Below are 22,912 nucleotides of genomic sequence, written 5' to 3' on the forward strand. Positions count from 1 at the left end.
GCAAGGTGGGGCGAAGGCCCCTCGCGCGCTGTTTCCGGCTCTAGTCCGGCCAGCGGCGGTGCAGCCACAACCACTGATCCGGCGTCGCCCGCACCCATTCCTCCATCAACAGATTGATCCGCTCCAGCAACAGACGATTGTCGTCGTGAGGGTCGCCGGTATGGGGGAAATCCAGCGGCGGCAGGACGGTGAGGCGGAAATGCGCGCCCTTCAACCGCTCGACCCGCGCCGGAACCAGCGGGCAGGAAAACCGGGTGGCGAACTGGGCTATCGCCGGTGCGGTCATCGCATCGCGGCCAAAGAATGGGATCGGCACGCCGTCATTCATCTTCTGATCGACCAGCATGCCGAGATGGCCACCGGCTTTGAGAACCTTGAGCGCCTCGCGGGCGCCTTCCGATCCCTTTTGAATCTGGGCCCCCGCCGCGCCCTTGCGGCCCTTGCGGTACAGCTTTTCGATCCACGGATTGTTGGCGGCGCGGTAGACCAGATGCAGCGGCACGCCGCGCTGCATCGCCACCGCTCCACCCAGTTCCCAATTGCCCAGATGGCCGGAAATGAAGATGCCGGGCTGGCCGTCGTCGCGCATCCGGTCGATTTCCTCTCCCCCGATCGTTTCGATCCGTTCGGCGGCGATCCGCTCCAGATGGGGAAATTCACCGGCGACGCGGCCAAGATTGTCCCACATTCCGCGCAATATTGCCGCGCGCTCGGCCTCACTTTTTTCCGGGAAGACGCGGGCGAGGTTGCGCCGGGCGATCCGGGTGACGCCCAGACGCGGCCCTACCATCCGTGCCAGCCAGCCCCCCAGCGCCGAGGCGGCATCGAGCGGCATGGCGCGGAACAGCAGCCAGATGCCCCAGGCCAGCCCGGCTTCCAGGCGTTGCCGTACTTCCTTGCCCGTCATACCACCACTCCGATCCGGTCGAACAAAGGCGTCAGGCACGCCGGGTCGCGCCATTCCAATTCCACCGGCAACGCCAGCACCCGCTCGCGCAGGTCGGGCGGCAACCGGACCCGGTCCTTGGCGGTGGTCACCGCCCGCGCCTTCGCTTCCTCGGCCTCGGCCAGGATCGTTTCGATCTCGGCGCGAGCATAGGGATGATGGTCGTCGAACGGATGCGCCGCGACGAGTGTGGCCCCGGCTCCGCGCAGGGTGGCGAAGAACTTTTCCGGCAACCCGATCCCGGCAAAGGCGACCACCCGCTGTCCGGCCAGATCGGGGGCGTCGGCGGCGGGGACCAGCCGGGCCGCGATCACCGGCAGGTCGGCGGCGGCGGCCCGTTCGGCCAGTCCGGCCCGATCCTCGCCGACAATCACCAGCGCATCGGCGCGGGCAAAGGCCCGCTCGGGCGGCTCGCGGCAGGGACCGGCGGGGATCACCCGCCCGTTGCCAAAGCCATAGGTGCCATCGACGACCAGCAGGCCAAGGTCGATCGCGATCCGTCCGCTTTGAAAGCCGTCATCCATTACGATCAGATCGGCCCCGGTGGCGACCGCCGCCACCGCGCCCTCGCGCCGGTCGCGGGCGACCCAGGTCGGCGCGCAACTCGCCAGCAGCAAGGGTTCGTCGCCGACACGGGCGGCATCGTGGCGCAGCGGATCGACGGCGCGGGGGCCGATCTCGGTCCCGCCATGCCCCCGGCTGAGAAAATGGGGGTGCCGACCCGCCGCGATCAGGCGCTTGGCCAGCGCGATCGCCACCGGGGTCTTGCCGGCACCTCCGGCGACGACATTGCCGATGCAGATCACCGGCACCGCCGGGCGGTATTGTTCGGCTTGTTCCAACCGGCGGGCCGCGCCCCAGGCATAGAGCGTGCCCAACGGGGCCAGCGCTTGGGCCAGCCGTCCGTCCCGGCGCCAGAAGTCAGGGGCGCGCATGTCGCCTCTCGGCGTCGCGCAGGAATGGGGCCAGCGCCGCTTCGACGACGTCGAGCACTTCGGCCTCGGCCTCGGCCCAGCCAGCGGCGGCGCTCTTCATCCGTTCCAGCCGGGCGGGATCGTCCAGCAGCGCGCCCAGCGTCTCCGCCATGCCTTCAGCGTCTTTTACCTCGATCGCCGCTCCCGCCGCGATCATCTGCGCCGCCATGTCGGGGAAGTTCTCCATCTGTGGCCCGAACAGCACGGCGCAGCCCAACCGCGCCGGTTCGAACGGGTTCTGGCCGCCGCCGACGGTCAGGCTCTTGCCCATGAAGACGATGTCGGCCAGACGGTAGAACACCCCCAACTCGCCCATCGTGTCGGCGATATGGATCGCGGTTCCGGCCTGGGGCGTTTCCCCGCCCGAGCGCAACGCCACCGAAAGACCCTGAGCGATCAGCTTGCGGGCAATGTCGGGGCCACGCGCGGGATGGCGCGGCACGATCAGGGTCAGCAGGGTGGGAAAGCGTTCGGCGAGACGGCGATGAACCGAGGCGATGATCGTCTCTTCGCCGGGATGGGTGCTGGCCGCCAGCCAAAAAGGCCGTCCCGCCAACGCGGCGCGCAGACGAACCAGTTCGGCCTCGTCGCCCGGCAGTGGCGGCACTGCGTATTTGAGGTTGCCCAGGCAGCGGACGTCGCCGCCGCCCAGCCCGCGCAACCGTCCGGCATCGGCCTCGGTCTGGGCCAGACACAAATCAAAGCCGCCCAGCATCGACCCGATCAAATCGGGCAGATAGCGCCAGCGGGCATAGGAGCGGGGCGAAATCCGCCCCTGGACCAGCACCATCGGAATCGCTCGCCGCTTAGCCTCGACCAGCATGTTGGGCCAGAAATCCGACTCGGTCCACAGCATCAGATCGGGCCGCCAATGGTCGAGAAAGGAATCGACATAAGGCGTGCGGTCGACCGGCAGATATTGGTGGATCGCTCCCGCGGGCAGCCGGTCGGCGACCATCCGGGCCGAGGTCACCGTGCCGGTGGTCAGCAGTACCCCCAGCCCGCGCCGCCGCAATCGTCCCACCAGCGGCAGCACCGACAGCGATTCCCCCACCGAGGCGGCGTGAATCCACACCAGCGGGCCGGGCGGGCGGGGCTGGCCGGGTTGGCCCAGCCGCTCGCCAAAGCGGGCCGGATCTTCCTTGCCCCGAGCGCGGCGGCTGTCGAGGTACAGCGAGATCAGCGGCCCCCCCAGATCGGTAACCCGTCGATATAGGCTGTAAATCATGATTCCTCCGCCCCGATCGCGTCCAACGGGGCCGGTTCGGGGCTGTCAACGCCCAGCCGGGCATCGGCCTCGGCGGTCAGAGCGTTCAGCGCGGCTTCGATCTGCTGGCGCGCCTGCTCCAGCCCAGCGGCGTCGGCATCGGCGGGCACATGGATCGGCGCGCCCCACACCAATTCGCCCCGAGCGAACGGCAAGGCGACGGCAAAGCGGTCCCAGCTTCCCAGCAAGCGGCGCGGGCGCGCCGCCCAGGTCGCGGGCAGCACCGGACAGCCCGACAGCCGCGCCACCGCGACGATTCCGGCGGTTGCCCGCATCCGGGGGCCGCGCGGCCCGTCCGGGGTGATGCCCACGCATTGACCGGATTTCAACGATTTCAGCATTGCCCGCAGCGCGGCGCCGCCGCCCCGGCTGGTCGAGCCGACAATGGTATCGATCCCGAAATGGCTGACGGTGCGGGCGATCAATTGCCCGTCGCGGTGCTGGCTGATCAGCATGTTGATCGGCACGCCCGGCCGCCAGATTCGCGGCATCATCAGGATGCGGCCGTGCCAGAAGGCCAGGATGAACGGCCGTCCCTCGTCCCACAACGCGGCGGCCGGGCCGCCATTGACGATGGTCCAGCGCCCGGTCAGCGCGACCAGCCGGATGTAGAGCGCGCCCAGCCAGCACAACGCTCCCCGCAAGGTCTCGCTTTTGCCGATTCGCTTGGCCAGCCCCATCCCCCCGGGTCTCCCTTAATGTGTACCGCTCGCAGCGGTCTCCTCGGCGAACTGCATCGCGTAGAGACGGGCATACAGCCCGCCCTGCTCGACCAGCATCGCATGAGTGCCGGATTCGACCACCCGGCCGCGATCCATCACATGGATCAGATCGGCCCCCACCACGGTCGATAGCCGGTGGGCGATGACGATGGTGGTCCGTCCCCGCATCAGCCGGTCGAGCGCGGCCTGAATCTGATGCTCGGATTCGGTGTCGAGGGCGCTGGTGGCCTCGTCGAGCAGCAGGATCGGCGCATTCTTCAGCATGGCGCGGGCGATCGCGATCCGCTGGCGCTGTCCACCCGACAGGTTCAGCCCACGCTCGCCGACGATGGTGTCATAGCCATCGGGCAGGCCCATGATGAACTCGTGCGCCGCCGCCGCATGAGCGGCCTGGATGATCTCGTCATCGCTGGCACCGGGGCGGCCATAGGCGATGTTGGCGCGGATGGTGTCGTCGAACAGGGTGATTTCCTGGCTGACCAGGGCGATCTTCGACCGCAGCGAGGTCATCGTGATGTCGCGGATGTCCTGGCCGTCGATGGTGACCCGGCCGTCGGTGACGTCGAAGAAGCGCGGCAGCAGGTTCAGCAGGGTCGATTTGCCTGCGCCCGACGGTCCGACCAGCGCCACGGTGCGCCCGCCCGGAACCGTAAGGTCGATCCCGTCCAGCACGGCGCGGCTGCCGTCATAGGTGAAGAATACGCCTTCGAAGCGGACGTTGCCCTCACGCACCAGCAAGTCGCGGGCGCCGGGATGGTCTTGAATCTCCGGCTGGGCGTCCAGCACCGAGAAGGTGCGCGCCGCCGCCGCCAGACCTTCCTGGAGGTTGGTGTTGAGCGAAGCGAGCGATTTCAGCGGGCGATAGGCCAGCATCAGCGCGGTGATGAAGGAGAAGAACGCGCCGGGGGTGGTATGCCCGTCGATCACCCGCGAGCCGCCATAAAGGATCACCACGGTGATCGCGACGCCGCCCAGGAATTCCATGATCGGCGACGAGGCCGAGCGCACCCGCGCCGCCCGATAGACCAGATCCTGCAAGGTCTCGACCAACGTGCGGACCCGGGTCTTCTCGTAATCCTCCATCCCATAGGCCTTGACCACCCGGATCCCCTGGACCGATTGCTCAAGATAGGTGGTCAGCAGCCCCATCTGCTCCTGAGTGTTGGCGGTGACCTTGCGCATCCGCCGCCCCAGCTTGCTGATCGGCAGGATCGCCAGCGGGAAGACGAAGAAGGTCCACAGCGACAATTCCCAATCCTGATAGAACATCGCCGCAATCAGGAAGATCAGCGACGAGGCGTCCTTGCCTGCCCCGGTCAGCGCGTCGGAGACGGCAAAGCGCATCTGCGAGATGTCGTTGGTCAGGCGCGACAGAATCTTGCCGGTCGAATTGGCCTGGAAATAGGCGACGTCCAGTCGCATCAGATGCGAGAACAGCCGCATCTGCATGTCGGCGATGACCCTGAGGCCAACCCGCGACAGAAACACCGCTTCGCCGTAATTGCACAGAGCCTTCACCGCGAAGGCGGCCAGAACCGCCAGTCCCAGCGGAAGCAGGAAGGCCGATTGCCGCTCGGTGAAGATCTTGTTGACCACCGGGTCCATCAGCAGGGCATAGGCGGCGTTGGCTGCCGCTCCCACCACCATGCACAGAACCGCCAGGGCGACTTTGCCCAGATAGGGACGCATGCCTTCGCGGAACAGACGCCGCACCAGAACACGAGTCGAATGGTCGAAAGTGATTTTTTGCTTGGTCAAGGCTCCGCCCGGTCGGTTTTTTCGGCGCGGCGGACCATAGCATGGCCGCAGGCCCGGGCCAAATCAAACGAACCCCGACCCTCGGGGCTTGACACGATGGCGTCGGGTGTGGGGGCGGCTCCCATACCCGGCGGGGAAACGAAAACGGCCGCCATCGAACCCGATGGCGGCCGCTCTGTCGTCATTTGGTCCAGACCGAACCGGTCCGGACCAAAGTCTTAGTGCACGTCTTTCCAAATCTGCCGCTTCAGAGCGAAGAGCAGAGCGGTCAGAAGAGCGAGGAACACCATCACCTTGACGCCGAGGCTCTTGCGGGCCTCCAGCTCGGGTTCGGCGGCCCAGTTCAGGAAGGTCACGACGTCCTTGGCGATCTGTTCTTTGGTCGCCTTGGTGCCGTCGGCATAGCTCACGGCGTCTTCGAACACCTGCTGCGGCATGCCGATGGCATAGCCGGGGAAGTAGGTGTTGTACATCTTGCCTTCGGGGATCGCGGCGTCCTCGGGCAGGACGTCGGGATAGCCGAGCAGCAGAGAGTAGACGTAGTTCGGACCGTTGACGCGCGCCTTGGTGATCAGGGACAGATCGGGCGGAACCGCACCACCGTGGATCGACGCCGCCACCTTGTCGTTGGCATAGGGCGACAGCATGCGGTCGGACGGACGCGCCGGGCGCTGGAACATCGCGCCTTCGTCGTTCGGGCCGTCCTGGACTTCCTTCTCGGCGGCGATGGCCTTGATCTCTTCCGGGGTCAGGCCGACGGCGGCGAGATTACGGAAGGCGACCAGCTTCAGGCCATGGCAGTTCGCGCAGACCTCATGATAGACCTGCCAGCCGCGCTTCAGGGACGCACGGTCATAGCGGCCGAACACGCCAGTCCACGAGAAGCCGCCTTCCGGCTTCAGCAGCTCGTGGGTCGCGGTGTTCGCCTGGGCGGTGCCGGAGAAGCCGGTGGCACCGATCAGCAACATGGCGCCGATCGCAATCGCCTTGACCACCGGAGCGGAGATCGACGCCGGCAGGGCCAGGGTCTTTTCCTTACGCGACAGCCAGGGCAGGACGATCAGGAAGTGAGCGAAGTAGTAGGCGGTCGCGACCTGGCTGACGGTGACCAGAAGATCGGTCGTCGGCTTGGCGCCGCAATAGCCGAGAACGAAGGCATTGAGGACGAACAGCCAGAAGAACTGGCGGTACAGCGGCCGGAAGGTCGCCGAACGGACTTTGGAGGAGTCCAGCCAGGGCAGGGCGAACAGGATCAGGATCGCGCCGAACATCGCCACCACGCCCAGCAGCTTGGCCGGGATGAACCAAAGATCGACGGTGAAGGCGCGCAGGATCGCATAGAACGGCAGATAGTACCATTCCGGCACGATGTGCGGGGGCGTCAGCATCGGGTTGGCGGGGATGTAATTGTCCGCTTCGCCGAAGAAGTTGGGCGCCCAGAACACGAAGGCCATGTAGACCATCAGGAACACGCCGATGCCGAACAGATCCTTGATGGTGTAGTAAGGATGGAACGGGATCGCATCCTGCGGGCCGTTCATATCGATGCCGAGCGGGTTGTTCGACTTGACGCTGTGCAGCGCCCAGACGTGCAACGCGACCAGGCCCACGATGACGAAGGGCAGCAGGAAGTGCAGCGCGAAGAACCGGTTCAGGGTCGGGTTGTCGACCGAGAAGCCGCCCCACAGCAGGGTGACGATCGAGTCACCGATCAGCGGGAAGGCCGAGAACAGGTTGGTGATGACGGTGGCGCCCCAGAACGACATCTGGCCCCAGGGGAGCACATAGCCGAGGAAGCCGGTCGCCATCATCGCGAGGTAGATCGCGATACCGATGAACCACAGCAATTCGCGCGGCGCCTTGTACGAACCGTAATAGAGGCCGCGGAAGATGTGGATGTACACCAGGATGAAGAACATCGAGGCGCCGTTGGAATGCAGATAGCGCAGCAGCCAACCGTAATTGACGTCGCGCATGATGCGCTCGACCGAATCGAACGCCAGCGCGCTGTGCGGCGTGTAGCTCATCGCCAGGAACAGGCCGGTCACGATCATGATCACCAGGGTGACCGCGGCGAGAGAGCCGAAGTTCCACCAGTAATTCAGATTTTTCGGCGTCGGATACTCAATGGCGCTGTGGCGCAGCATCGAGAACACGGGCAACCGGTCCTCGACCCAGTTGACTACCGTGTTGTTGCTCTTGAAGCCACTCATGACGGTCCCCCTCAGCCGATCCGTACGGTGGTATCGCTGGTGAATTGATAGGCGGGCACAGCCAGATTCTTCGGCGCCGGACCCTTGCGGATGCGACCCGAGGTATCATACTGAGACCCGTGACACGGGCAAAACCAGCCGCCCCATTCCCCCCGGGGGTCGGTCGGCTTCTGGCCCAGCGGAACGCAGCCGAGATGGGTACAAATACCCACCACGATCAGCCATTGCGGGTTTTTCACCCGAATGGCGTCGGCTTGCGGATCACGCAGTTCGGACAGGTTTACCGCCTGTGCGGAAGCGATTTCCTCGGCCGTGCGGCTCCGGACGAAAACCGGAGATCCACGCCAAACCACAGTGATGGCCTGTCCCGGCTTGATCGCCGACAGGTCTACATCGGTGGTGGACAGCGCCAAGGTATCAGCGGCCGGGTTCATGCTATGCACGAACGGCCACAGGGCGATGCCCGTCCCGACCACGCCGACGGTGGACGCGGCCTGCAGCAGGAAATCCCGCCGCGTTTGCCCGTCCGCCGCCGAGGGCTGGGCATTCTTTGCCGTATCAGCCATTTCAAATCCTCTTGTTGGCCCGCGGAAGCGAGACTATTAAACACAATGGATGGCCCGATTCAACAGCCCTCTAGCCCCAGGGCCAAGCTGTTATGATACCTGATTTCCCGCCGTCGGCCAGCCAATCGGCTCACATTTGCCGCCAGACCTTGACGCGCAAGGAGATTCACCCCATGGAGCGGCTGCGTCTGGCCCTGTTTCAGCCCGACATCCCCCAGAATGCAGGGACTCTTTTTCGCCTGTCCGCCTGTCTCGGCCTTGGGGTCGATGTGATCGAACCGTGCGGGTTTGTCTTTGACGACCGCAAGTTAAAGCGCGCCGGAATGGATTATCTCGACCGGGCGCGGGTGGTCCGCCATCCCTCGTGGGAGGTGTTCCGGGCGAGTCTGGCGGCGGCGGGGCGGCGGCTGGTGCTGCTGACCACCAAAGGCGAGCATCGCCACGATCAGTTTTCCTTTCTTCCCGGCGACACCTTGATGGTCGGACGGGAAAGCAGCGGCGTTCCGGCCGACATCGCGGCGGCGGCGGCGGCGCGGATTCGCATCCCGATGGTGACGGGACCGCGCTCGATCAATGTCGCCTTGGCCGCCGCGCTGGTCACCGGAGAGGCGCTGCGCCGCCTCGACGGTTTTCCCGACGAATCCCCAGCCGAAGAGGATCTGGAATGAAACCGTTCAAGGCCGCCTGTCTTCAGCTTAATTCCGGCACTGAGATGATGCGCAATTGCGAGATCGCCGCGACCTTGGCGGTCGAGGCCCGCGCCGCCGGGGCCGATCTGATCTTGATGCCCGAGAACGTCGCTTTGATGGAATGGGGCCGCTCGGCGCTGGTGCTGAATGCCGCCGCCGAAGAGGATCACCCCGCCCTGACCTTTTTCCGCGATCTGGCCCGCGAGATCGGGGCGTGGCTGCATCTGGGCAGCCTGCACATCCTGCTTGAGGGCGGCATGATCGCCAATCGCAGCTTTGTGATCGATTCGCTGGGGGGCATCCGCGCCCGCTACGACAAGATTCACATGTTCGACGTCGATCTCGGCCTGGGCGAGGTCTACCGCGAATCCACCACCTTTGCCCCCGGTGACCGCGCCGTCGCCGCCGACCTGCCGTGGGGGCGGCTGGGGCTGTCGATCTGCTACGATTTGCGCTTTCCTCAATTGTACCGGGGTCTGGCCCAGGCCGGATGCGACTTCCTGGCGGTTCCGGCGGCGTTCACCCGCACCACCGGCAAGGCGCATTGGCATGTCTTGCTGCGGGCGCGGGCGATCGAGACCGGATGCTATGTCTTCGCCCCGGCGCAGTGCGGCGAGCACATCAACAACCGCCAGACCTACGGCCATGCCCTGATCGTCTCGCCCTGGGGTGAAATCCTCGCCGATGCGCTGGAACAGCCGGGCTGGGTCATTGCCGAAATCGATCCCCGCCGCGTCGGCGAGGCGCGCAAGAAGATTCCCAGCCTTGACCATGACCGCTCCTTCGCCTCCCTGCGGACGACATGACTGACGTGACTGCCGTCGCGGATGTATGATGTGACAATCCCACGCCATCGGGGCGGGGGAGAGGCATGACGGTGCGGCCATGATTCTGTTCGAGCTGCGGTGCGCGCAGCACCACCATTTCGAGGCGTGGTTTCGCGACGGGGCCGCCTATGAATCCCAGGCGGCGGCGGGTGCGATCGCCTGCCCGGTTTGCGGCGATAGCGCGGTGTCGAAGGCGCCGATGGCGCCGCGTCTGGTCCACAGCCGGGGCGAGCCCGCGCCGCCCGATCCCGACCGCGTTGCCGGAGAGGTCCGCCGCGCCCTGCTCCAGATCAAGAAGCAGGTCGAGGCCAATTGCGACTATGTCGGCGACCGCTTCCCCGAGGAGGCTCGCCGGATTCATTACGGGGAAACCGAAACTCGCCCGATCTATGGCGAAGCCACCCGCGCCGAAGCCCATGATCTCACCGAGGAAGGGGTGACGGTCTGTCCGTTGCCCTGGATCGGCGACGCCAATTAGGGGTAAACGTGCCGCGCCCTTATTCGGGCTGGCGGATGCGGGACCAGAGTTCGTCGTGGCGGCGATGGATGTCCGGGCTGCACGACACCAGGAATCCGACCTTGGCCGGCCAGGGGGCCACCAGTTCGGGAGCCGACAGCACCTCGGGGTTTAGATGCGCCTCGGCCCCCCGGATCATCGTTGCGAATCCGTTATGGTTTGTGCCGAGGGCGGCATTCTCGGGCCGCAGCATGAAGGCGACGAATTTCAGCGCGTTGGCGCGATTGGGCGGATGGCGCGGCACGGCGACAACGTCGGTCCAGACCAGATTGCCTTCGCGCGGATAGGCGAAGGCCAGCGACGGACGGGCGATGCGGGCGCGCATCGCGTCGCCGCTGGTGGTGACCACCAGGGCCAGCGTCTCGGTTCGCAGGGCGGTGGCAACCTGATCGACCGGGATCAGCCGCGACCGCGCCAGCAAAGGGACCAGGAGGGCGACGGCGCGGTCGAGTCGGGCGGGATCGGTGGTACAACGCGGCTCGCCCGCCTGGATCAGGGCCAGACGCAGCATCGCCGAATCGTCGAGCAGGCCGATGCGGCGGTCGAGGTCGGGCGGCGGCGAGAACAGCAGCGACAGACTGTCGATATCGCCTTTGTGGACCGAGGTATCGACGGCGAACGAGATCGTCCCCCATTGATGCGGGATCGTGTATTCGTTGCGGGGATCGAACGAGCGCGACCGCCAGGGATCTTCGATGTTCCAGAAGCCGGGGAGACGGTCGGCCCAGATCCGTTCCAGCCCGCCGCGTTCGATCAATCCGGCGATCTGATGGTCGGGGGGAAAAGCGATGTCGAATCCCGACGCGTTGCCATCCAGACGGCGGATCATCTCGGCGTGATCGCCGACTTCGGTGAGGCGGACGGCGATGCCGGTCTCGCGCTCGAACCGGTGCAGTAAATCGGGGGACAGGGTGGCGCTGCGGGCCAGCACGAAAAGCTCGCTTGTCGCCTGGGCCGGATGCGCCGACAACAGCAGTGCGGCCAGCAGGACAAGCAGGGCCGCCAGCGCCGGTCGGCGGGGTCGCGTCACGCTTTAGGTCCTGTACCCATAAACGTCACGGTCGCGACGCGAGGAATTTTGGCGGCCGGGCAGGCGGTTGACCCGCATTGGACCGGTCGTCCACCAGGGGCAAGCAACGAACCCGGCCGCCAAAAGGCCCGCGTCCCTTCGGGCTGCGGAAAAAACGACGCACTGGTGCGTCGAAACGCTTGTCCATAGCACCACTATGCCCATCGCGTTTCTCCTTCCATTGCGCCATTTTTTCCAGCAGCGCGCCGCGCGAGGTTTATGAGGACAGGACCCTAGACCTCGTCCTCGATTCGGCTCATGTCGTCGTCGGACAGGCCGAAATGATGGCCGATTTCGTGGATCAGGACATGGCGGACCAGACTCGACAGATCTTCGCCGGTTTCGCACCAGTAATCGAGGATCGGACGGCGGTAGAGCAGGATCATATCGACCGAGCCCGGTACGCCGCCAAAGGCATGGATGTCCATCGCCGAGCCGCGATAGAGGCCGAGCAGATCGAACGGACTTTCCAACTCCATCTCGCGCTCGACATCCTCGTCGGGAAAATCTTCGACCCGGATCAGGACGTCGGCGACGTGGCGGCGCAATTCCTCGGGAATCTCGGCGAAAGCGGCGGCGGCGATCGTGTCGAGATCGGCGATTGAGGGCGGCGAGGCGTGGTGCGGGATCAGTCTGCTCATCATGGCCTTAAGTTTATCGTGTCCTTGCCGAGGGTGCCAGCGTCACCCATCTATCAGGTGGTTCGCAACTTTTGGGATAGGAGACCCGCTGATGAGTCCCGTACTGGCCGGTGCCGACCGCGCCGCCGCCTTGGCCAGCCTGTCCGGCTGGGTCGAACGCGACGGCGGTACCGCTTTGTCGCGCGATTTCGTCTTTCGCGATTTCGCCGAGGCATTCGCCTTCATGACCCGGGTGGCGTTCGCCGCCGAGCGGCTGGACCATCACCCCAACTGGAGCAATAGCTGGAACCGGGTCGAGATCACGCTCACCACCCACGAATCCGGCGGGCTGACCGAGCGCGATCTCTCGCTGGCGCACGAGATCGACCGCGTCGCGAAGTAAGCCCGCCCGGTCTTAAGGTCAGACCCTATGCGGTCTGCCAGTCGGGTCGGCGGTCGAGCGCGATCATATCCTCATAGCTGGGCCGGGCCCGCACCAATGCGAACCGGTCGCCCTTGACCATCACTTCGGGCACCAGCGGGCGCGAATTGTAGGTCGAGGCCATCGCCGCGCCATAGGCGCCCGCCGTTTCGAACACCAGCAGATCGCCGGCTTCGACCGGGGTGAGGTCGCGCTGGCGGGCGAAGGTATCGCCGGTCTCGCACACCGGGCCGACGATATCGACCGGGGCGGCGGCGGCATCGGCGGCGGGTTCGACCACCGGCCTGATCGCGTGGAACGCGTCGTACAGCGCCGGGCGCATCAGATCGTTCATCGCCGCATCGACGACGACGAAGGTCCGGGTGGCCCCTCGCTTGACCCGCACCACCGACGAGACCAACAGACCGGCATTGCCGACCAGCAACCGGCCGGGCTCGACGATGAAGCGGCAGCCGAGATCGCCCAGCGTTTGGGCGATCGTTTCGGCATAGACGGCGGGAGAGGGCGGAGTCTCGCCATCATAGGGCACGCCCAGACCGCCGCCGAGATCGAGGCGGCTGATCTCGGTGCCGTCGGCGCGCAGGTCAGAGACCAGATCGCGCAGGCGCAGGAAGGCTTCGCGGAACGGGCCGATCTCGGTCAATTGCGAGCCGATATGGCAGGCCACCGCCACCGGGGCGATCCCCGGCAGGGCGCGGGCGATCGCATAGACCTCGCGGACGCGGGTCCATTCGATGCCGAACTTGTTTTCCTTCTTGCCGGTGGTGATCTTGGCGTGGGTGTTGGCATCGACGTCGGGATTGACCCGAAGCGCCACCTCGACCACCCGGCCCGCCGCGACCGCCAGCTCGGACAGCATCAGCAGTTCCGGCTCGGACTCGACGTTGATCTGCATGATCCCGGCGTCAAGGGCGAAGGCCAGTTCCTCGCGCGATTTGCCGATTCCGGAAAAGACGATCCGCTCGGCGGGAACGCCTGCGGCCAGGGCTCGGCGCAACTCGCCCTCGCTGACGACATCGGCTCCGGCCCCAAGCTGGGCCAGGGTCCGGATCACCGCCAGGTTGGGATTGGCCTTGCAGGCGAAACAGATCGTCGTTTCCAGTCCTGCCGCCGCCAGGGCGTCGGCCAGGACGGCGTAATGGCGCTCGATCGTCGCGGTCGAGTAGCAATAGAACGGGGTGCCGATCTCGGCGGCGATCGCGGGGATCGCAACGTCCTCGGCGAACAGTATGCCGCCCTGATAGTCGAAATGGTTCATCGGGTCAGGTCCGTTTCTGGGGCGGGCGATGAGCCAGCCTCGCTGTTCCGGGGCGTCTGCTTGCGTCCGGGATAGGGCGTGTAGGGATAAGTGGTCGGGTAGGTCGCCCCCTCGGGCTCTTCGGGCTTGCCCCGGCGGCCGCACCCGCCGAGGAGCGACGTCCCCAGCCCGACCGCCAGAAGTCCGAGCAGCCCGCGCCGGGTCACCGCCCTTCCTCCGCCAGCCGGGTCCGCGCTTCGGCGATCGCGGCCCGCACCCGCACCGGGGCGGTGCCGCCCTGGCTGGTGCGGCTGGCGACCGAGGAGGCGACGGTCAGCACCGCCTGGGCCTCGGCGGTGATGCCGGGCTCGATCGCCCGCATCTCGTCGAGCGAGAGGTCTTCCAGCCCGACTCCCTTGTCCTCGGCCAGCTTGACCAGCGAGCCTGCGACATGGTGGGCGCGGCGGAACGGCATCCCCAGCGCGCGGACGCACCAATCGGCGATGTCGGTGGCGGTGGTAAAGCCCGCTCCGGCGGCGGCTGCCATCACCGCTTCGTTGGCGGTGAGGTCGCGGATCATCCCGGTCATCGCCGAGATCGCCAGTTCCATCGTGTCGGCGGCCTCGAACACCGGTTCCTTGTCGTCCTGCATGTCCTTCGAATAGGCCAGCGGCAGGCCCTTCATCACGATCAGCAGCGAGGCCAGATCGCCGATCACCCGCCCGGTCTTGGCCCGGATCAGTTCGGCGGCGTCGGGATTGCGCTTTTGCGGCATGATCGACGAGCCGGTGGTGAAGGCGTCGGACAGCGAGACGAAGCGGAATTGCGCGCTGGTCCAGATCACCAGTTCCTCGGCCAGCCGCGACAGATGCACCGCACAGATCGACGCGGCCGACAGGAATTCCAGCGCGAAATCGCGATCCGACACCCCGTCCAGCGAATTGCGCATCGGCCGCTCGAAACCCAGGGCGCGGGCGGTGGCCTCGCGGTCGATCGGGAACGAGGTTCCGGCCAGCGCCGCCGAACCCAGCGGGGATTCGTTCAGCCGCTTGCGGGCGTCGGCAAGGCGGCTGCGGTCGCGGCCGATCATCTCGACATAGGCCATCAGGTGATGGCCAAAGGTCACCGGCTGGGCCGCCTGAAGATGGGTAAAGCCCGGCATCACCGTCGCGGCATGCTCCTCGGCACGGTCGAGCAGGGCTTCGACCAGTTCCTTCAGCCCGGCCTCCATTCCGTCGATCGCATCGCGGACCCACAGGCGGAAATCGGTCGCCACCTGATCGTTGCGCGAGCGGGCGGTGTGCAGCCGTCCCGCCGGTTCGCCGATCAGTTCGGCCAGCCTTGCCTCGACATTCATGTGGATGTCTTCGAGTTCGGCGCGGAAGGGGAAGGTTCCGGCCTCGATCTCGGCCAGCACCGTGTCGAGCCCGCCCAGGATCGCCGCCGCATCGTCGGCGCCAATCATCTTCTGCGCGACCAGCATCTGGCAATGCGCCTGCGAGCCCCGGATGTCCTGGGCATAGAGGCGGCGGTCGAAATCGATCGAGGCGTTGATCCGCCGCATGATCGCGGCCGGGCCACCGGCGAAGCGGCCGCCCCACATTTTGGACGCGGCGGCCTTGCTGTCGTTATCGGTCATGAGGATTCCGTGGGTCTGAAAACTGGCCGACACCCTACACCCGCCGCTTCCGGGCGGGAAGGGGCGTTACTTGCGCGTCGCGGTGCGGACAAGCTCGGTGATCCCCTCGACGCCGCCCGCCGCGATGTCGGAGGCGAGCGAGCCCCACGACCCGGACAGACGTCCCTTCGGCACCGCGCCTTGTTGCGACACTCGCCCCAATTCGGCTCCATCGGTGCCGCCGACGATCCACACCATCGTCAGGGTCTCCTGTCCCCCGGCGGCGGGGATGACGGTCGCCTGGGCCCGCACGACGAAATCGGCGGCAGTGTCGCCCTCGACCGGCTTGAAGCCGGACTTTTCCAGCAGCCGCCGCAACGCGCTGCCCAGGGCGAGATTGCCGTCGCCGGGCAGGCCCGACAGCGGGGTCAGCCGCACCGTGATCGGCGGCGGCGGGGGTGGGGTGGCGGGGGTGGGCGGCGTTCCGCTCAACACCGGCATCAGGGTGACGACCAGATCGGCGGCCAGTCCGTCGATCAGCCGGGGCGAGGGGCGGCGCCACGCCTCGGCGGGCACGGTCTGGGTCTGCTCGGCGGCGCTGTCTCCATTGGCGCGGAGCAGCCGCCAGCGCAGACGGATCGAGTCCGCGCTCTCTTCGGCGTCGGCGACCAGGGTCCAGCCGCCGCCGCCGCCGCTGCGGGTGGTGGCGGGGATTTCGGCCTCAAGCAGGCGGCGGACCACCGCGTCGGCCAGCATCGCGCCCTGCGGATCGTCGCCGACCCGCCGCACCAGCACGGCGCGGGCCGCAATCGGGGCCAGGGCGACATTGGGGCCGTCGTGGCGGAACGGCTTGGGGAGGTCGCCACAGCCGGTCAGAACAAGCACCACGGGCAGCACCAGCATCGCGAGGCGCACTTAGGATCAGCCCTCCAGCAGGATGGTCGAGAGTTGACGGCCGTAATCCGGCTCGCCCCGCAAGGTGGCGCGGCGATAGCTGAAAAAGCGGGTCTCGTCCCGATTGGTGTCGGCGGGCACCCGCGACACTTCGGTCACCCCCAGCCGCGACAGCCGCCGCGAGACATAGCCCGGCAGGTCGAACAAATAGCGTCCCTCGGTAAAGGGCGAGGGCGCGAAGAAATCGGCGTTGATGATGTCGGAATCGATGAAGGGTTCGGGGAAATCGTGGCCGACTTCATAGCTGCGCTGGCCGATGCAGGGGCCGATCGCGGCAACGATGCGGTCGTGTTTCGCTCCCAGGCCGACCATCGCGGCGACGGCGTTGTCGAGCACGCCGCCCAACGCGCCGCGCCATCCGGAATGGACGGCGGCGATCACCTGGGCGCGGCCGTCGGCCAGCAGCACCGGAGCGCAATCGGCGGTGAGGATGCCCAGAACCAGACCGGGACGGTCGGTCACCATCGCATCGGCGACCGGAGGATGGGCCGGATCCCACTTGTCGCGGACCACCACCACCTCGGCGGTGTGGGCTTGATACAGCGTGCACAATGCGTCGGCGGGCTGGTCCAGCATCGCCATCACGCGGGCGCGGTTTTCCGCGACCGCGGCGGGGTCGTCCTTCGAACCGGGACCGCAATTGAGCGATCCGTAAAGACCGGTCGAAACGCCCCCTTCGCGGGTGAAGAAGCCGTGCCGCAGGCACGAAATCTCGTTCAGAATCGATAGGGTGATCATGGGGGGGATGATCCTTGAGGCACGTCCAGAGCAGAAAGCATGGGCAGGGAAGGAGAGGCCAAGGCCAGAACACGGAACAGGGTGCCCATTTCGCCGGGATCGATCAAGCGCCGTGCACCGGCGGCCAGGGCGGCGGCCTGCTCCGGCGTCGCCATCTGCATCAACATCCTCGCCCGTTCCTCCAGCCCCATCCGCGACAGGAACAGACCCTGGGACACCGGCCCATCGACCCGGGCTCCCGCCCTGCGTGCCGCCGCCGCCAACCGGGCGAAATCGACATGGGCGGTCAGATCGACATGGCCGGGATCGCGCAACACCGGGTGATAGCGGTGGCGGCGCACCGCCTGGAAGGTGTCGCCGATTCCGCCCGATTGGTGGCCATAATCGACGATCAGGGCGGCCCCGCTTGTGTCGGCCACCCGCTGCCCCAGCCATCCGGCCAGGGCCAGACCGGCCTCGCCGATTTCGACAATCGCGCCGTCGTCGGCTTCGGCGGGCAGATCGGTGCGGTCGGTCTGCGGTCCGGCGACGAAGACAAAACCGCCGTCCGGGTCCAGCCCGATCCGCCGTTCGTGCCAGAGTCCGCCCCGGCGCTCGAACTGACGGATTGGCAAGGCGTCGAACAATTCGTTGGCGACAACCAGCAGCGGGCCGGGGGGCAGATCCTCGACCCGCTCGACCCAGGCGATTTTGTGTTCGGCCAGGGTCTGGGCCTGACGGTTGCGCAGCGCCGGGCTGGTTTCGACCAGCACCACGGTGAGAGCGGCGGCAAAGGGGGGGCGGATCTGGGCGGCGCGGAGCAGGTCGGCCATCAACGTGCCGCGTCCCGGCCCGATCTCGGCCAGAACCAGCCGCTCGGGCGATCCCATCGCCTGCCACGCCAGCAGACACCACAGCCCGATCAGTTCGCCGAACATCTGGCTGATTTCCGGCGCGGTGGTGAAATCGCCGCCCAGCCCGAACGGGTCGTGCCCGGTGTAATAACCGTGCTCGGGGTGACCCAGCGCCGCCGCCATGTAATCGGCGACCGAAATCGGCCCCTGCTCGCGGATCGTCTCGGCCAGAATGCGCGCCAATGCCTGGGTCATGATGTCACCTTGGCTCGTAGACGGGCGGCGTCTGATACCGGCCAACCCGCGACCTGACCTGTTCGCCGCTTTCCAGCCGCCATTGCGGCGGCGGCCAAGCGGGCGGATGCCCGCGCCCGGCGAGGGGCAATACACCCGGCCAAGTCCTTGGCCGGGTGGTCTTACGTCGTGGCGGTCTTGCCCCGATAGGCCGCGGCGATCAGACCGGCGCCCGCCAGCACCAGCGGCACCGACAGCAACTGGCCCATGGTAAAGCCGCCCCACAGGAAGCCGAGATGGGCGTCGGGCTGGCGATAGACCTCGCCCACCATCCGGGCCAGACCGTACCCGGCCAGGAACACCCCGGACAGCGCGCCGGGACGGTGGCGGATACCGGTGAAGCGCCACAGCAGGAACAGGGTCAGCCCCAGTGCCGCGCCTTCGAGACCGGCCTGGTAGAGCTGGCTGGGATGGCGCGGTTCGGGGCCGCCATGGGGGAACACCATCGCCCACGGCAGATCGGGGGGGGCGACGCGGCCAAACAATTCGCCATTGATGAAATTGGCGATGCGACCGAAGAACTGGCCGATCGGCTCGGCGCAGCAGATCGCGTCGCCGATCAGGAACAGGTTGCGCTTGCGCAGCCTCGCGAACAGGACGATGGCGAGGATCACGCCCAGCGCGCCGCCGTGGAACGACATTCCGCCATGCCACAGCATCGGGATTTCCAGCGGATTGGCGAAGAAATAGGCGGGCTTGTAGAACAGGACGTAGCCCAGCCGTCCCCCCAGGATCACCCCCAACGTCGCCCAGACCAGGAAGTCATCGACCTCGGTCTCGCTCATCGCGTGGGGCGGGCGGGCGGCCAGCGCCTTGACATAGCGCCAGCCCAGCAGCAGCCCGGAAATATAGGCCAGGGCATACCAGCGGATCGCGAACGGCCCCAGTTGCAGCGCCACCGGGTCGATCTGGGGATAGGTGAGGGCGAAGCTCATCGGTAGGAATCCGCTGCGGCCAGATATTGCTTCACATAGGTCTCGACGCCCTGTTCCAGCCCGGTGAAGGGGCGGTCGTAGCCCGCTTCGCGCAGCCGCTCCATCCGCGCCTCGGTGAAGTACTGGTACTTGTCGCGGATCTCGATCGGGGTGTCGCGGAACTTGATCTGCGGCTCGCGCCCGACCGAGCGATAGACCGAGGTGGCGAGATCGAGGAACGAGCGGGCCTTGCCGGTGCCGACATTGAACAGGCCATTGACCTGGGGATTGTCGTAGGCCCACATCATCACGTCGACGACGTCGCCGATCCAGATGAAGTCGCGCAACTGGCCGCCGTCCGGATATTTCGGATTGTGCGAGCGGAACAATTGATAGGCCGCGCCAGCGACAGCGTGGGGGTAAATCTGGGCCACCACGCTCTGCTGGTTGCCCTTGTGATACTCGTTGGGGCCATAGACGTTAAAGAATTTAAGCCCGACCCATTGCGGCGGGCGGCGCGACCCGACCGCCAGCTTGCGGGCGACGCGGCGGTCGAACAGATGCTTCGACCAGCCATAGGCGTTGAGCGGATGCAGTTTGGCCAGATGCTCGATCGAGGCATCGTCGTCGAAGCCGTTGCTGCCGTCGCCATAGGTCGCCGCCGACGAGGCATAGATCATCCGCACGTTGTTCATCGCGCACCATTTCCACAGTGCGAGCGTCAGCGAGAAATTGTTGGCGACAATCTTGTCGGCGTCGGTCTCGGTGGTGGCCGAAATCGCGCCCATGTGGAAGATGACCTCGATGCTCTTGCGATTGGCCTCAAGGAAATCGAACAATTGCTCGGGATGGACGATGTCGGCCAGCTCGCGCTTGGCGATGTTGCGCCATTTGTCGTTGCTGCGCAGCCGATCGCAGGCCACCAGTTTTCCCGCCTTGCGCTGTTCCAGCGCGGCCAGGATGTTCGACCCGATGAAGCCGGCGCCGCCGGTGACTAAAATCATCGCACGCTCCGCGACCTTTGGGGGACTCTCGCGGTTATAGGCCCGCCGCCGCGGCTTCCGCAAGCGGCGGAACCGTGACGGTGATGTTTGGACACCTTCGCCGCTTCGTCTGGACCGTTACGCGATGGCAACGGCTTTCATCTGTTCGACTGCCTCGACCAAGGCGGCCCGCAACGGCGGCTCCATCGCGGCGTGCCCGGCATCGGGGACGATCCGCAGCACCGCCCCCGGCCAGACCCGGGCAAGGTCGAAGGCGGTGACCGGCGGACAGATCACGTCGTAACGGCCCTGGACGATGATGGCGGGGAGGTGGCCGATCGCTCCCATTCCGTCCAACAATTGGTTGGGGGCAAGGAACCCGGCATGGGCCATGTAATGGGCTTCGAGCCGGGCCATCGACAAGACGCCCGGTCCGACCGGGACGCCGTCGTCGGGGCGGGGGAGCAGCCGGGCGCAGGCTTCCTCATAGGCGCACCACGCCCGCGCCGCCGACAGATGGACCAGCGGATCGGGATCGTTCAGCCGCGCCAGCCACGCCGCCAGCGGCTGGGCGCGCTCGGGCGGCGGCAGAAAGGTGGCGAAGCGCCGCCCGGCCTCGGGGAAGAAGCGCCCCATCCCGCTCATGAACCACTCGATTTCGGCGGCGGAGAACAGAAACACCCCACGCAGGACAAAGCCGAGGCAGCGTTCGGGGAACGCCTGACCATAGGCCAAGGCCAGGGTGCTGCCCCACGATCCGCCGAACAGCAGCCAGCGCGGGATGTCGAGATGGTCCCGCAACGCGTCGAGATCGGCGACGAGATGGGCGGTGGTGTTGGCGAAGACCGAGGCTTCGGGCAGCGAACGGCCGCAGCCGCGCTGATCGACCAGCACGATCTTCCAGAAGACGGGGTCAAAAAAGCGGCGATAGGCCGGTTGGGTTCCTGCTCCCGGTCCGCCATGGACGAACAAAACCGCCGGACCGGAGGGGTTGCCCGACACCTCCCAATAAAGCTGATGGCCGTCGCCGACCGGCAGCAGCCCGATCTGTCTGGGATCGATCGGAGGAAACAGCTCCATGACGCCTCGACAGTGCGAAGAAGAACCCGGACTCAAGTATGACATGTGACGGAAGGGGGAACCAGACGCTCGCCGCACGAGAGTCTGGAGAAGCGGCGCGTCTGAGGGCATACTCGGTTCCGAGTATCCCCCCTCTCCCCGGTCCCGAGGACTCATGAAGGCTCATCTGTCGCACGCCGAGTCCATTCTGACCGTTTCGCTGGACGGCAGCCTCGATCACACCGCCGGAAGCTCCTGGCAACATCTGATCGACGAAATCGCCCCGATTCGGGCCAGCCGGGTCATCGTCGATCTCAGCTTGGTGGCGCGGGTCGATTCGGTCGGGCTGGGTATGTTGCATCTGGTCCGCGATGCCGTCACCGGGATCGGGGCGCGGTTGACTTTGCGCGGAGCCTGCCCGGCGGTGCGGCGTCTGTTCGTGCTGACCGGCAGCGATCAGGTGTTCGAGATCGAATGACCGCGCCGCTCTGCGTTCTCCCCCCGATTGGACGAGGATGGCGATGCTGGCCTGGATTCTTCTAGGCGCGGCGGGGGTTCTGCTGGGTCTGGCCGGTCTGGGCTGGCTGACCCGCCAGCCGCCGGGAAAGGTCAAATCCGCGCTGATCGCCGTCGCGATGCTGACGGTGGCGGCGGTCGGGCTGGCCCTGCTGCTCAGCGGTCGGCTGGCCGGTCTGGTCGCCCTGATCGCCGGTCTGTCGCCCTGGCTGTCGCGGGCGACCCGGCTGCACCAGATCTGGCGGCTGCTCCGGGGGGGCCGTTCGGCCCGGTCGGCTCCGCCGCCGCCGTCATCGTCGGGCGACAGCGCGCTGACCCGAGCCCAGGCCTATGAAATTCTCGGGCTGCCTCCCCATGCCAGCCGCGAGGAAATCCGCGCCGCTCACCTGCGGCTGATGCAGGCCAACCATCCCGATCGGGGCGGTTCGACCTGGATTGCCGCCCGGCTCAATCAGGCCCGCGACCTGCTGCTGGGATAGGACATGGCCCCGCTGTCTCCCCTTCCTCTGCCGCCCAATCCGTGGGGCAGTCGCTGCCGGGCCCGGGTCGGGCTGCTGGGCGGCTCGTTCAATCCCGCCCATGACGGGCACCGTCACGTCGCGCTTCAGGCGATGCGGCTGTTGGGTCTCGATCAGGTCTGGCTGATGGTCAGCCCGCAAAACCCGCTGAAATCCGCTGCCGAGACCCGCCCGCTGGCCAGCCGGGTCTTGTCGGCCAGGGCGATCGCCGCCGGTCATCCCGGCTTGCGGGTCACCGCGCTGGAAACCAGCCTGGGCACCCGCTACACCGCCGATACCCTGACCGCCCTGGTCCGCCGCTTTCCCCGGATCGACTTCGTTTGGCTGATGGGGGCCGACAATCTGGCCCAAATTCACCGCTGGACCCGCTGGACCGCGATCTTTCGCACGGTTCCAGTTGCGATTCTGGCGCGGGAACCGTATTCTGAAGCAGCCTTGGCCGCAAAGGCATCGCGGCGATTCGCCCGCTTCCGTTGCCCTTCGGGGGCGGCGCGCGGGCTTGGGCGGAAGCAGCTTCCCGCCTGGGTGTTTCTCCACATTCGGCGTCACCCCGCTTCCTCCACCGCGCTGCGAGCGGCCGCGCCCATTCCCGTAAGTCAGGCCTAAGCGACAGGAGCCCGCCATTACCCAGCCTCTTC

General features: G+C 66.7%; 24 protein-coding genes and 1 pseudogene. 7 read left to right on the forward strand and 18 right to left on the reverse strand.

Going from position 1 to position 22,912, the window contains the following annotated elements; all coding sequences use genetic code 11:
- Window positions 1-40: 40 nt before the first annotated feature.
- From BLW40_RS03185 to petA, 8 genes and pseudogenes are all read right to left on the reverse strand, one after another.
- Window positions 41-907: a lysophospholipid acyltransferase family protein gene (locus tag BLW40_RS03185; protein ID WP_074765466.1), complete on the reverse strand. Its 867-nt coding sequence runs from the start codon at window positions 905-907 to the stop codon at window positions 41-43.
- Entirely contained in the window at window positions 904-1,881 is a 978-nt protein-coding gene (gene lpxK, locus BLW40_RS03190) for a tetraacyldisaccharide 4'-kinase (RefSeq protein ID WP_074765468.1), read from the reverse strand. The genes BLW40_RS03185 and lpxK overlap by 4 nt, the downstream gene beginning before the upstream one ends.
- Entirely contained in the window at window positions 1,868-3,148 is a 1,281-nt protein-coding gene (locus tag BLW40_RS03195) for a 3-deoxy-D-manno-octulosonic acid transferase (RefSeq protein WP_074765470.1), read from the reverse strand. Before BLW40_RS03195 ends, lpxK begins: the two co-directional genes overlap by 14 nt.
- A complete protein-coding gene (locus BLW40_RS03200) occupies window positions 3,145-3,867 on the reverse strand; it encodes a lysophospholipid acyltransferase family protein (protein WP_074765472.1) in 723 nt (240 codons plus the stop codon). Before BLW40_RS03200 ends, BLW40_RS03195 begins: the two co-directional genes overlap by 4 nt.
- A gap of 15 nt (window positions 3,868-3,882) precedes the next feature.
- The gene (gene msbA, locus BLW40_RS03205) at window positions 3,883-5,667 is read right to left on the reverse strand and encodes a lipid A export permease/ATP-binding protein MsbA (protein ID WP_074765474.1); all 1,785 of its coding nucleotides are present in this window, start codon (window positions 5,665-5,667) and stop codon (window positions 3,883-3,885) included.
- 218 nt (window positions 5,668-5,885) lie between these two features.
- A complete protein-coding gene (locus BLW40_RS17855) occupies window positions 5,886-6,635 on the reverse strand; it encodes a cytochrome c1 (RefSeq protein ID WP_244511042.1) in 750 nt (249 codons plus the stop codon).
- A gap of 24 nt (window positions 6,636-6,659) precedes the next feature.
- Window positions 6,660-7,880: pseudogene (locus BLW40_RS17860) on the reverse strand (cytochrome b); the annotation flags it as partial.
- Window positions 7,881-7,891: 11 nt separating this feature from the next.
- The gene (petA, locus tag BLW40_RS03215) at window positions 7,892-8,446 is read right to left on the reverse strand and encodes a ubiquinol-cytochrome c reductase iron-sulfur subunit (RefSeq protein WP_074765478.1); all 555 of its coding nucleotides are present in this window, start codon (window positions 8,444-8,446) and stop codon (window positions 7,892-7,894) included.
- Window positions 8,447-8,619: 173 nt separating this feature from the next.
- Here petA and BLW40_RS03220 point away from each other — a divergent pair, with 173 nt between their 5' ends.
- The 3 genes from BLW40_RS03220 to BLW40_RS03230 all read left to right on the forward strand — a co-directional run bounded on the left by BLW40_RS03220 (window position 8,620) and on the right by BLW40_RS03230 (window position 10,440).
- Window positions 8,620-9,114 carry a tRNA (cytidine(34)-2'-O)-methyltransferase gene (locus BLW40_RS03220; RefSeq protein WP_074765480.1) on the forward strand — a complete coding sequence of 165 codons (495 nt, stop codon included), beginning with the start codon at window positions 8,620-8,622 and terminating at the stop codon, window positions 9,112-9,114.
- On the forward strand, window positions 9,111-9,941 hold the full coding sequence (locus BLW40_RS03225) for a carbon-nitrogen hydrolase family protein (RefSeq protein WP_074765482.1): 831 nt from the start codon (window positions 9,111-9,113) through the stop codon (window positions 9,939-9,941). The genes BLW40_RS03220 and BLW40_RS03225 overlap by 4 nt, the downstream gene beginning before the upstream one ends.
- Before the next feature lie 79 nt (window positions 9,942-10,020).
- Complete coding sequence (locus BLW40_RS03230; RefSeq protein WP_074765484.1) at window positions 10,021-10,440, forward strand: DUF1178 family protein; 420 nt, start codon at window positions 10,021-10,023, stop codon at window positions 10,438-10,440.
- A 19-nt stretch (window positions 10,441-10,459) separates the two neighbouring features.
- On the opposite strand, the gene BLW40_RS03235 is transcribed toward BLW40_RS03230, so the two are convergent.
- Window positions 10,460-11,509, reverse strand: a complete 1,050-nt coding sequence (locus BLW40_RS03235) for an extracellular solute-binding protein (protein WP_074765485.1) — start codon at window positions 11,507-11,509, stop codon at window positions 10,460-10,462.
- Between the two features lie 272 nt (window positions 11,510-11,781).
- Window positions 11,782-12,192 carry a metallopeptidase family protein gene (locus BLW40_RS03240; protein ID WP_074765487.1) on the reverse strand — a complete coding sequence of 137 codons (411 nt, stop codon included), beginning with the start codon at window positions 12,190-12,192 and terminating at the stop codon, window positions 11,782-11,784.
- Window positions 12,193-12,280: 88 nt separating this feature from the next.
- On the opposite strand from BLW40_RS03240, the gene BLW40_RS03245 reads away from it, so the two are divergent.
- Window positions 12,281-12,571 (forward strand): 4a-hydroxytetrahydrobiopterin dehydratase, encoded by a 291-nt coding sequence (locus BLW40_RS03245; RefSeq protein WP_074765488.1) that lies wholly within the window; start codon window positions 12,281-12,283, stop codon window positions 12,569-12,571.
- 25 nt (window positions 12,572-12,596) lie between these two features.
- On the opposite strand, the gene lysA is transcribed toward BLW40_RS03245, so the two are convergent.
- The 8 genes from lysA to pip all read right to left on the reverse strand — a co-directional run bounded on the left by lysA (window position 12,597) and on the right by pip (window position 21,261).
- Complete coding sequence (gene lysA, locus BLW40_RS03250; RefSeq protein WP_074765490.1) at window positions 12,597-13,868, reverse strand: diaminopimelate decarboxylase; 1,272 nt, start codon at window positions 13,866-13,868, stop codon at window positions 12,597-12,599.
- A 202-nt stretch (window positions 13,869-14,070) separates the two neighbouring features.
- Window positions 14,071-15,486, reverse strand: a complete 1,416-nt coding sequence (gene argH / locus BLW40_RS03260; protein ID WP_074765493.1) for an argininosuccinate lyase — start codon at window positions 15,484-15,486, stop codon at window positions 14,071-14,073.
- Between the two features lie 66 nt (window positions 15,487-15,552).
- On the reverse strand, window positions 15,553-16,380 hold the full coding sequence (locus BLW40_RS03265; protein WP_139305471.1) for a hypothetical protein: 828 nt from the start codon (window positions 16,378-16,380) through the stop codon (window positions 15,553-15,555).
- A gap of 6 nt (window positions 16,381-16,386) precedes the next feature.
- Window positions 16,387-17,157 carry a peptidoglycan editing factor PgeF gene (gene pgeF, locus BLW40_RS03270; protein ID WP_074765497.1) on the reverse strand — a complete coding sequence of 257 codons (771 nt, stop codon included), beginning with the start codon at window positions 17,155-17,157 and terminating at the stop codon, window positions 16,387-16,389.
- Window positions 17,154-18,245 carry a class I SAM-dependent methyltransferase gene (locus BLW40_RS03275; protein ID WP_074765499.1) on the reverse strand — a complete coding sequence of 364 codons (1,092 nt, stop codon included), beginning with the start codon at window positions 18,243-18,245 and terminating at the stop codon, window positions 17,154-17,156. Before BLW40_RS03275 ends, pgeF begins: the two co-directional genes overlap by 4 nt.
- 161 nt (window positions 18,246-18,406) lie before the next feature.
- Entirely contained in the window at window positions 18,407-19,219 is an 813-nt protein-coding gene (lgt, locus tag BLW40_RS03280; RefSeq protein WP_074765501.1) for a prolipoprotein diacylglyceryl transferase, read from the reverse strand.
- Complete coding sequence (gene rfaD / locus BLW40_RS03285) at window positions 19,216-20,202, reverse strand: ADP-glyceromanno-heptose 6-epimerase (RefSeq protein ID WP_074765804.1); 987 nt, start codon at window positions 20,200-20,202, stop codon at window positions 19,216-19,218. Before rfaD ends, lgt begins: the two co-directional genes overlap by 4 nt.
- Window positions 20,203-20,319: 117 nt before the next feature.
- Window positions 20,320-21,261 carry a prolyl aminopeptidase gene (pip, locus tag BLW40_RS03290; protein ID WP_083386596.1) on the reverse strand — a complete coding sequence of 314 codons (942 nt, stop codon included), beginning with the start codon at window positions 21,259-21,261 and terminating at the stop codon, window positions 20,320-20,322.
- 154 nt (window positions 21,262-21,415) lie between these two features.
- Here pip and BLW40_RS03295 point away from each other — a divergent pair, with 154 nt between their 5' ends.
- Genes BLW40_RS03295 through BLW40_RS03305 form a run of 3 tightly spaced genes read left to right on the forward strand, consistent with a single transcriptional unit; the run spans window position 21,416 to window position 22,880 of the window.
- The gene (locus BLW40_RS03295) at window positions 21,416-21,718 is read left to right on the forward strand and encodes an STAS domain-containing protein (protein ID WP_074765505.1); all 303 of its coding nucleotides are present in this window, start codon (window positions 21,416-21,418) and stop codon (window positions 21,716-21,718) included.
- Between the two features lie 43 nt (window positions 21,719-21,761).
- Window positions 21,762-22,235 (forward strand): DnaJ domain-containing protein, encoded by a 474-nt coding sequence (locus BLW40_RS03300; protein ID WP_074765805.1) that lies wholly within the window; start codon window positions 21,762-21,764, stop codon window positions 22,233-22,235.
- Between the two features lie 3 nt (window positions 22,236-22,238).
- Entirely contained in the window at window positions 22,239-22,880 is a 642-nt protein-coding gene (locus tag BLW40_RS03305; RefSeq protein ID WP_074765507.1) for a nicotinate-nucleotide adenylyltransferase, read from the forward strand.
- Window positions 22,881-22,912: the final 32 nt, after the last annotated feature.

The sequence above is a fragment of the Magnetospirillum fulvum genome (assembly GCF_900108475.1).
Lineage (GTDB): Bacteria > Pseudomonadota > Alphaproteobacteria > Rhodospirillales > Magnetospirillaceae > Phaeospirillum > Phaeospirillum fulvum_A.

Bases quoted from the DNA above. Each gene is read 5' to 3' on its own strand.
- BLW40_RS03185 (WP_074765466.1), bottom strand. From the start codon at position 907: ATGACGGGCAAGGAAGTACGGCAACGCCTGGAAGCCGGGCTGGCCTGG.
- lpxK (WP_074765468.1), bottom strand. From the start codon at position 1,881: ATGCGCGCCCCTGACTTCTGGCGCCGGGACGGACGGCTGGCCCAAGCG.
- BLW40_RS03195 (WP_074765470.1), bottom strand. From the start codon at position 3,148: ATGATTTACAGCCTATATCGACGGGTTACCGATCTGGGGGGGCCGCTG.
- BLW40_RS03200 (WP_074765472.1), bottom strand. From the start codon at position 3,867: ATGGGGCTGGCCAAGCGAATCGGCAAAAGCGAGACCTTGCGGGGAGCG.
- BLW40_RS17855 (WP_244511042.1), bottom strand. From the start codon at position 6,635: ATGTTGCTGATCGGTGCCACCGGCTTCTCCGGCACCGCCCAGGCGAAC.
- petA (WP_074765478.1), bottom strand. From the start codon at position 8,446: ATGGCTGATACGGCAAAGAATGCCCAGCCCTCGGCGGCGGACGGGCAA.
- BLW40_RS03220 (WP_074765480.1), top strand. From the start codon at position 8,620: ATGGAGCGGCTGCGTCTGGCCCTGTTTCAGCCCGACATCCCCCAGAAT.
- BLW40_RS03225 (WP_074765482.1), top strand. From the start codon at position 9,111: ATGAAACCGTTCAAGGCCGCCTGTCTTCAGCTTAATTCCGGCACTGAG.
- BLW40_RS03230 (WP_074765484.1), top strand. From the start codon at position 10,021: ATGATTCTGTTCGAGCTGCGGTGCGCGCAGCACCACCATTTCGAGGCG.
- BLW40_RS03240 (WP_074765487.1), bottom strand. From the start codon at position 12,192: ATGATGAGCAGACTGATCCCGCACCACGCCTCGCCGCCCTCAATCGCC.
- BLW40_RS03245 (WP_074765488.1), top strand. From the start codon at position 12,281: ATGAGTCCCGTACTGGCCGGTGCCGACCGCGCCGCCGCCTTGGCCAGC.
- lysA (WP_074765490.1), bottom strand. From the start codon at position 13,868: ATGAACCATTTCGACTATCAGGGCGGCATACTGTTCGCCGAGGACGTT.
- argH (WP_074765493.1), bottom strand. From the start codon at position 15,486: ATGACCGATAACGACAGCAAGGCCGCCGCGTCCAAAATGTGGGGCGGC.
- pgeF (WP_074765497.1), bottom strand. From the start codon at position 17,157: ATGATCACCCTATCGATTCTGAACGAGATTTCGTGCCTGCGGCACGGC.
- BLW40_RS03275 (WP_074765499.1), bottom strand. From the start codon at position 18,245: ATGACCCAGGCATTGGCGCGCATTCTGGCCGAGACGATCCGCGAGCAG.
- lgt (WP_074765501.1), bottom strand. From the start codon at position 19,219: ATGAGCTTCGCCCTCACCTATCCCCAGATCGACCCGGTGGCGCTGCAA.
- rfaD (WP_074765804.1), bottom strand. From the start codon at position 20,202: ATGATTTTAGTCACCGGCGGCGCCGGCTTCATCGGGTCGAACATCCTG.
- pip (WP_083386596.1), bottom strand. From the start codon at position 21,261: ATGGAGCTGTTTCCTCCGATCGATCCCAGACAGATCGGGCTGCTGCCG.
- BLW40_RS03295 (WP_074765505.1), top strand. From the start codon at position 21,416: ATGAAGGCTCATCTGTCGCACGCCGAGTCCATTCTGACCGTTTCGCTG.
- BLW40_RS03300 (WP_074765805.1), top strand. From the start codon at position 21,762: ATGCTGGCCTGGATTCTTCTAGGCGCGGCGGGGGTTCTGCTGGGTCTG.
- BLW40_RS03305 (WP_074765507.1), top strand. From the start codon at position 22,239: ATGGCCCCGCTGTCTCCCCTTCCTCTGCCGCCCAATCCGTGGGGCAGT.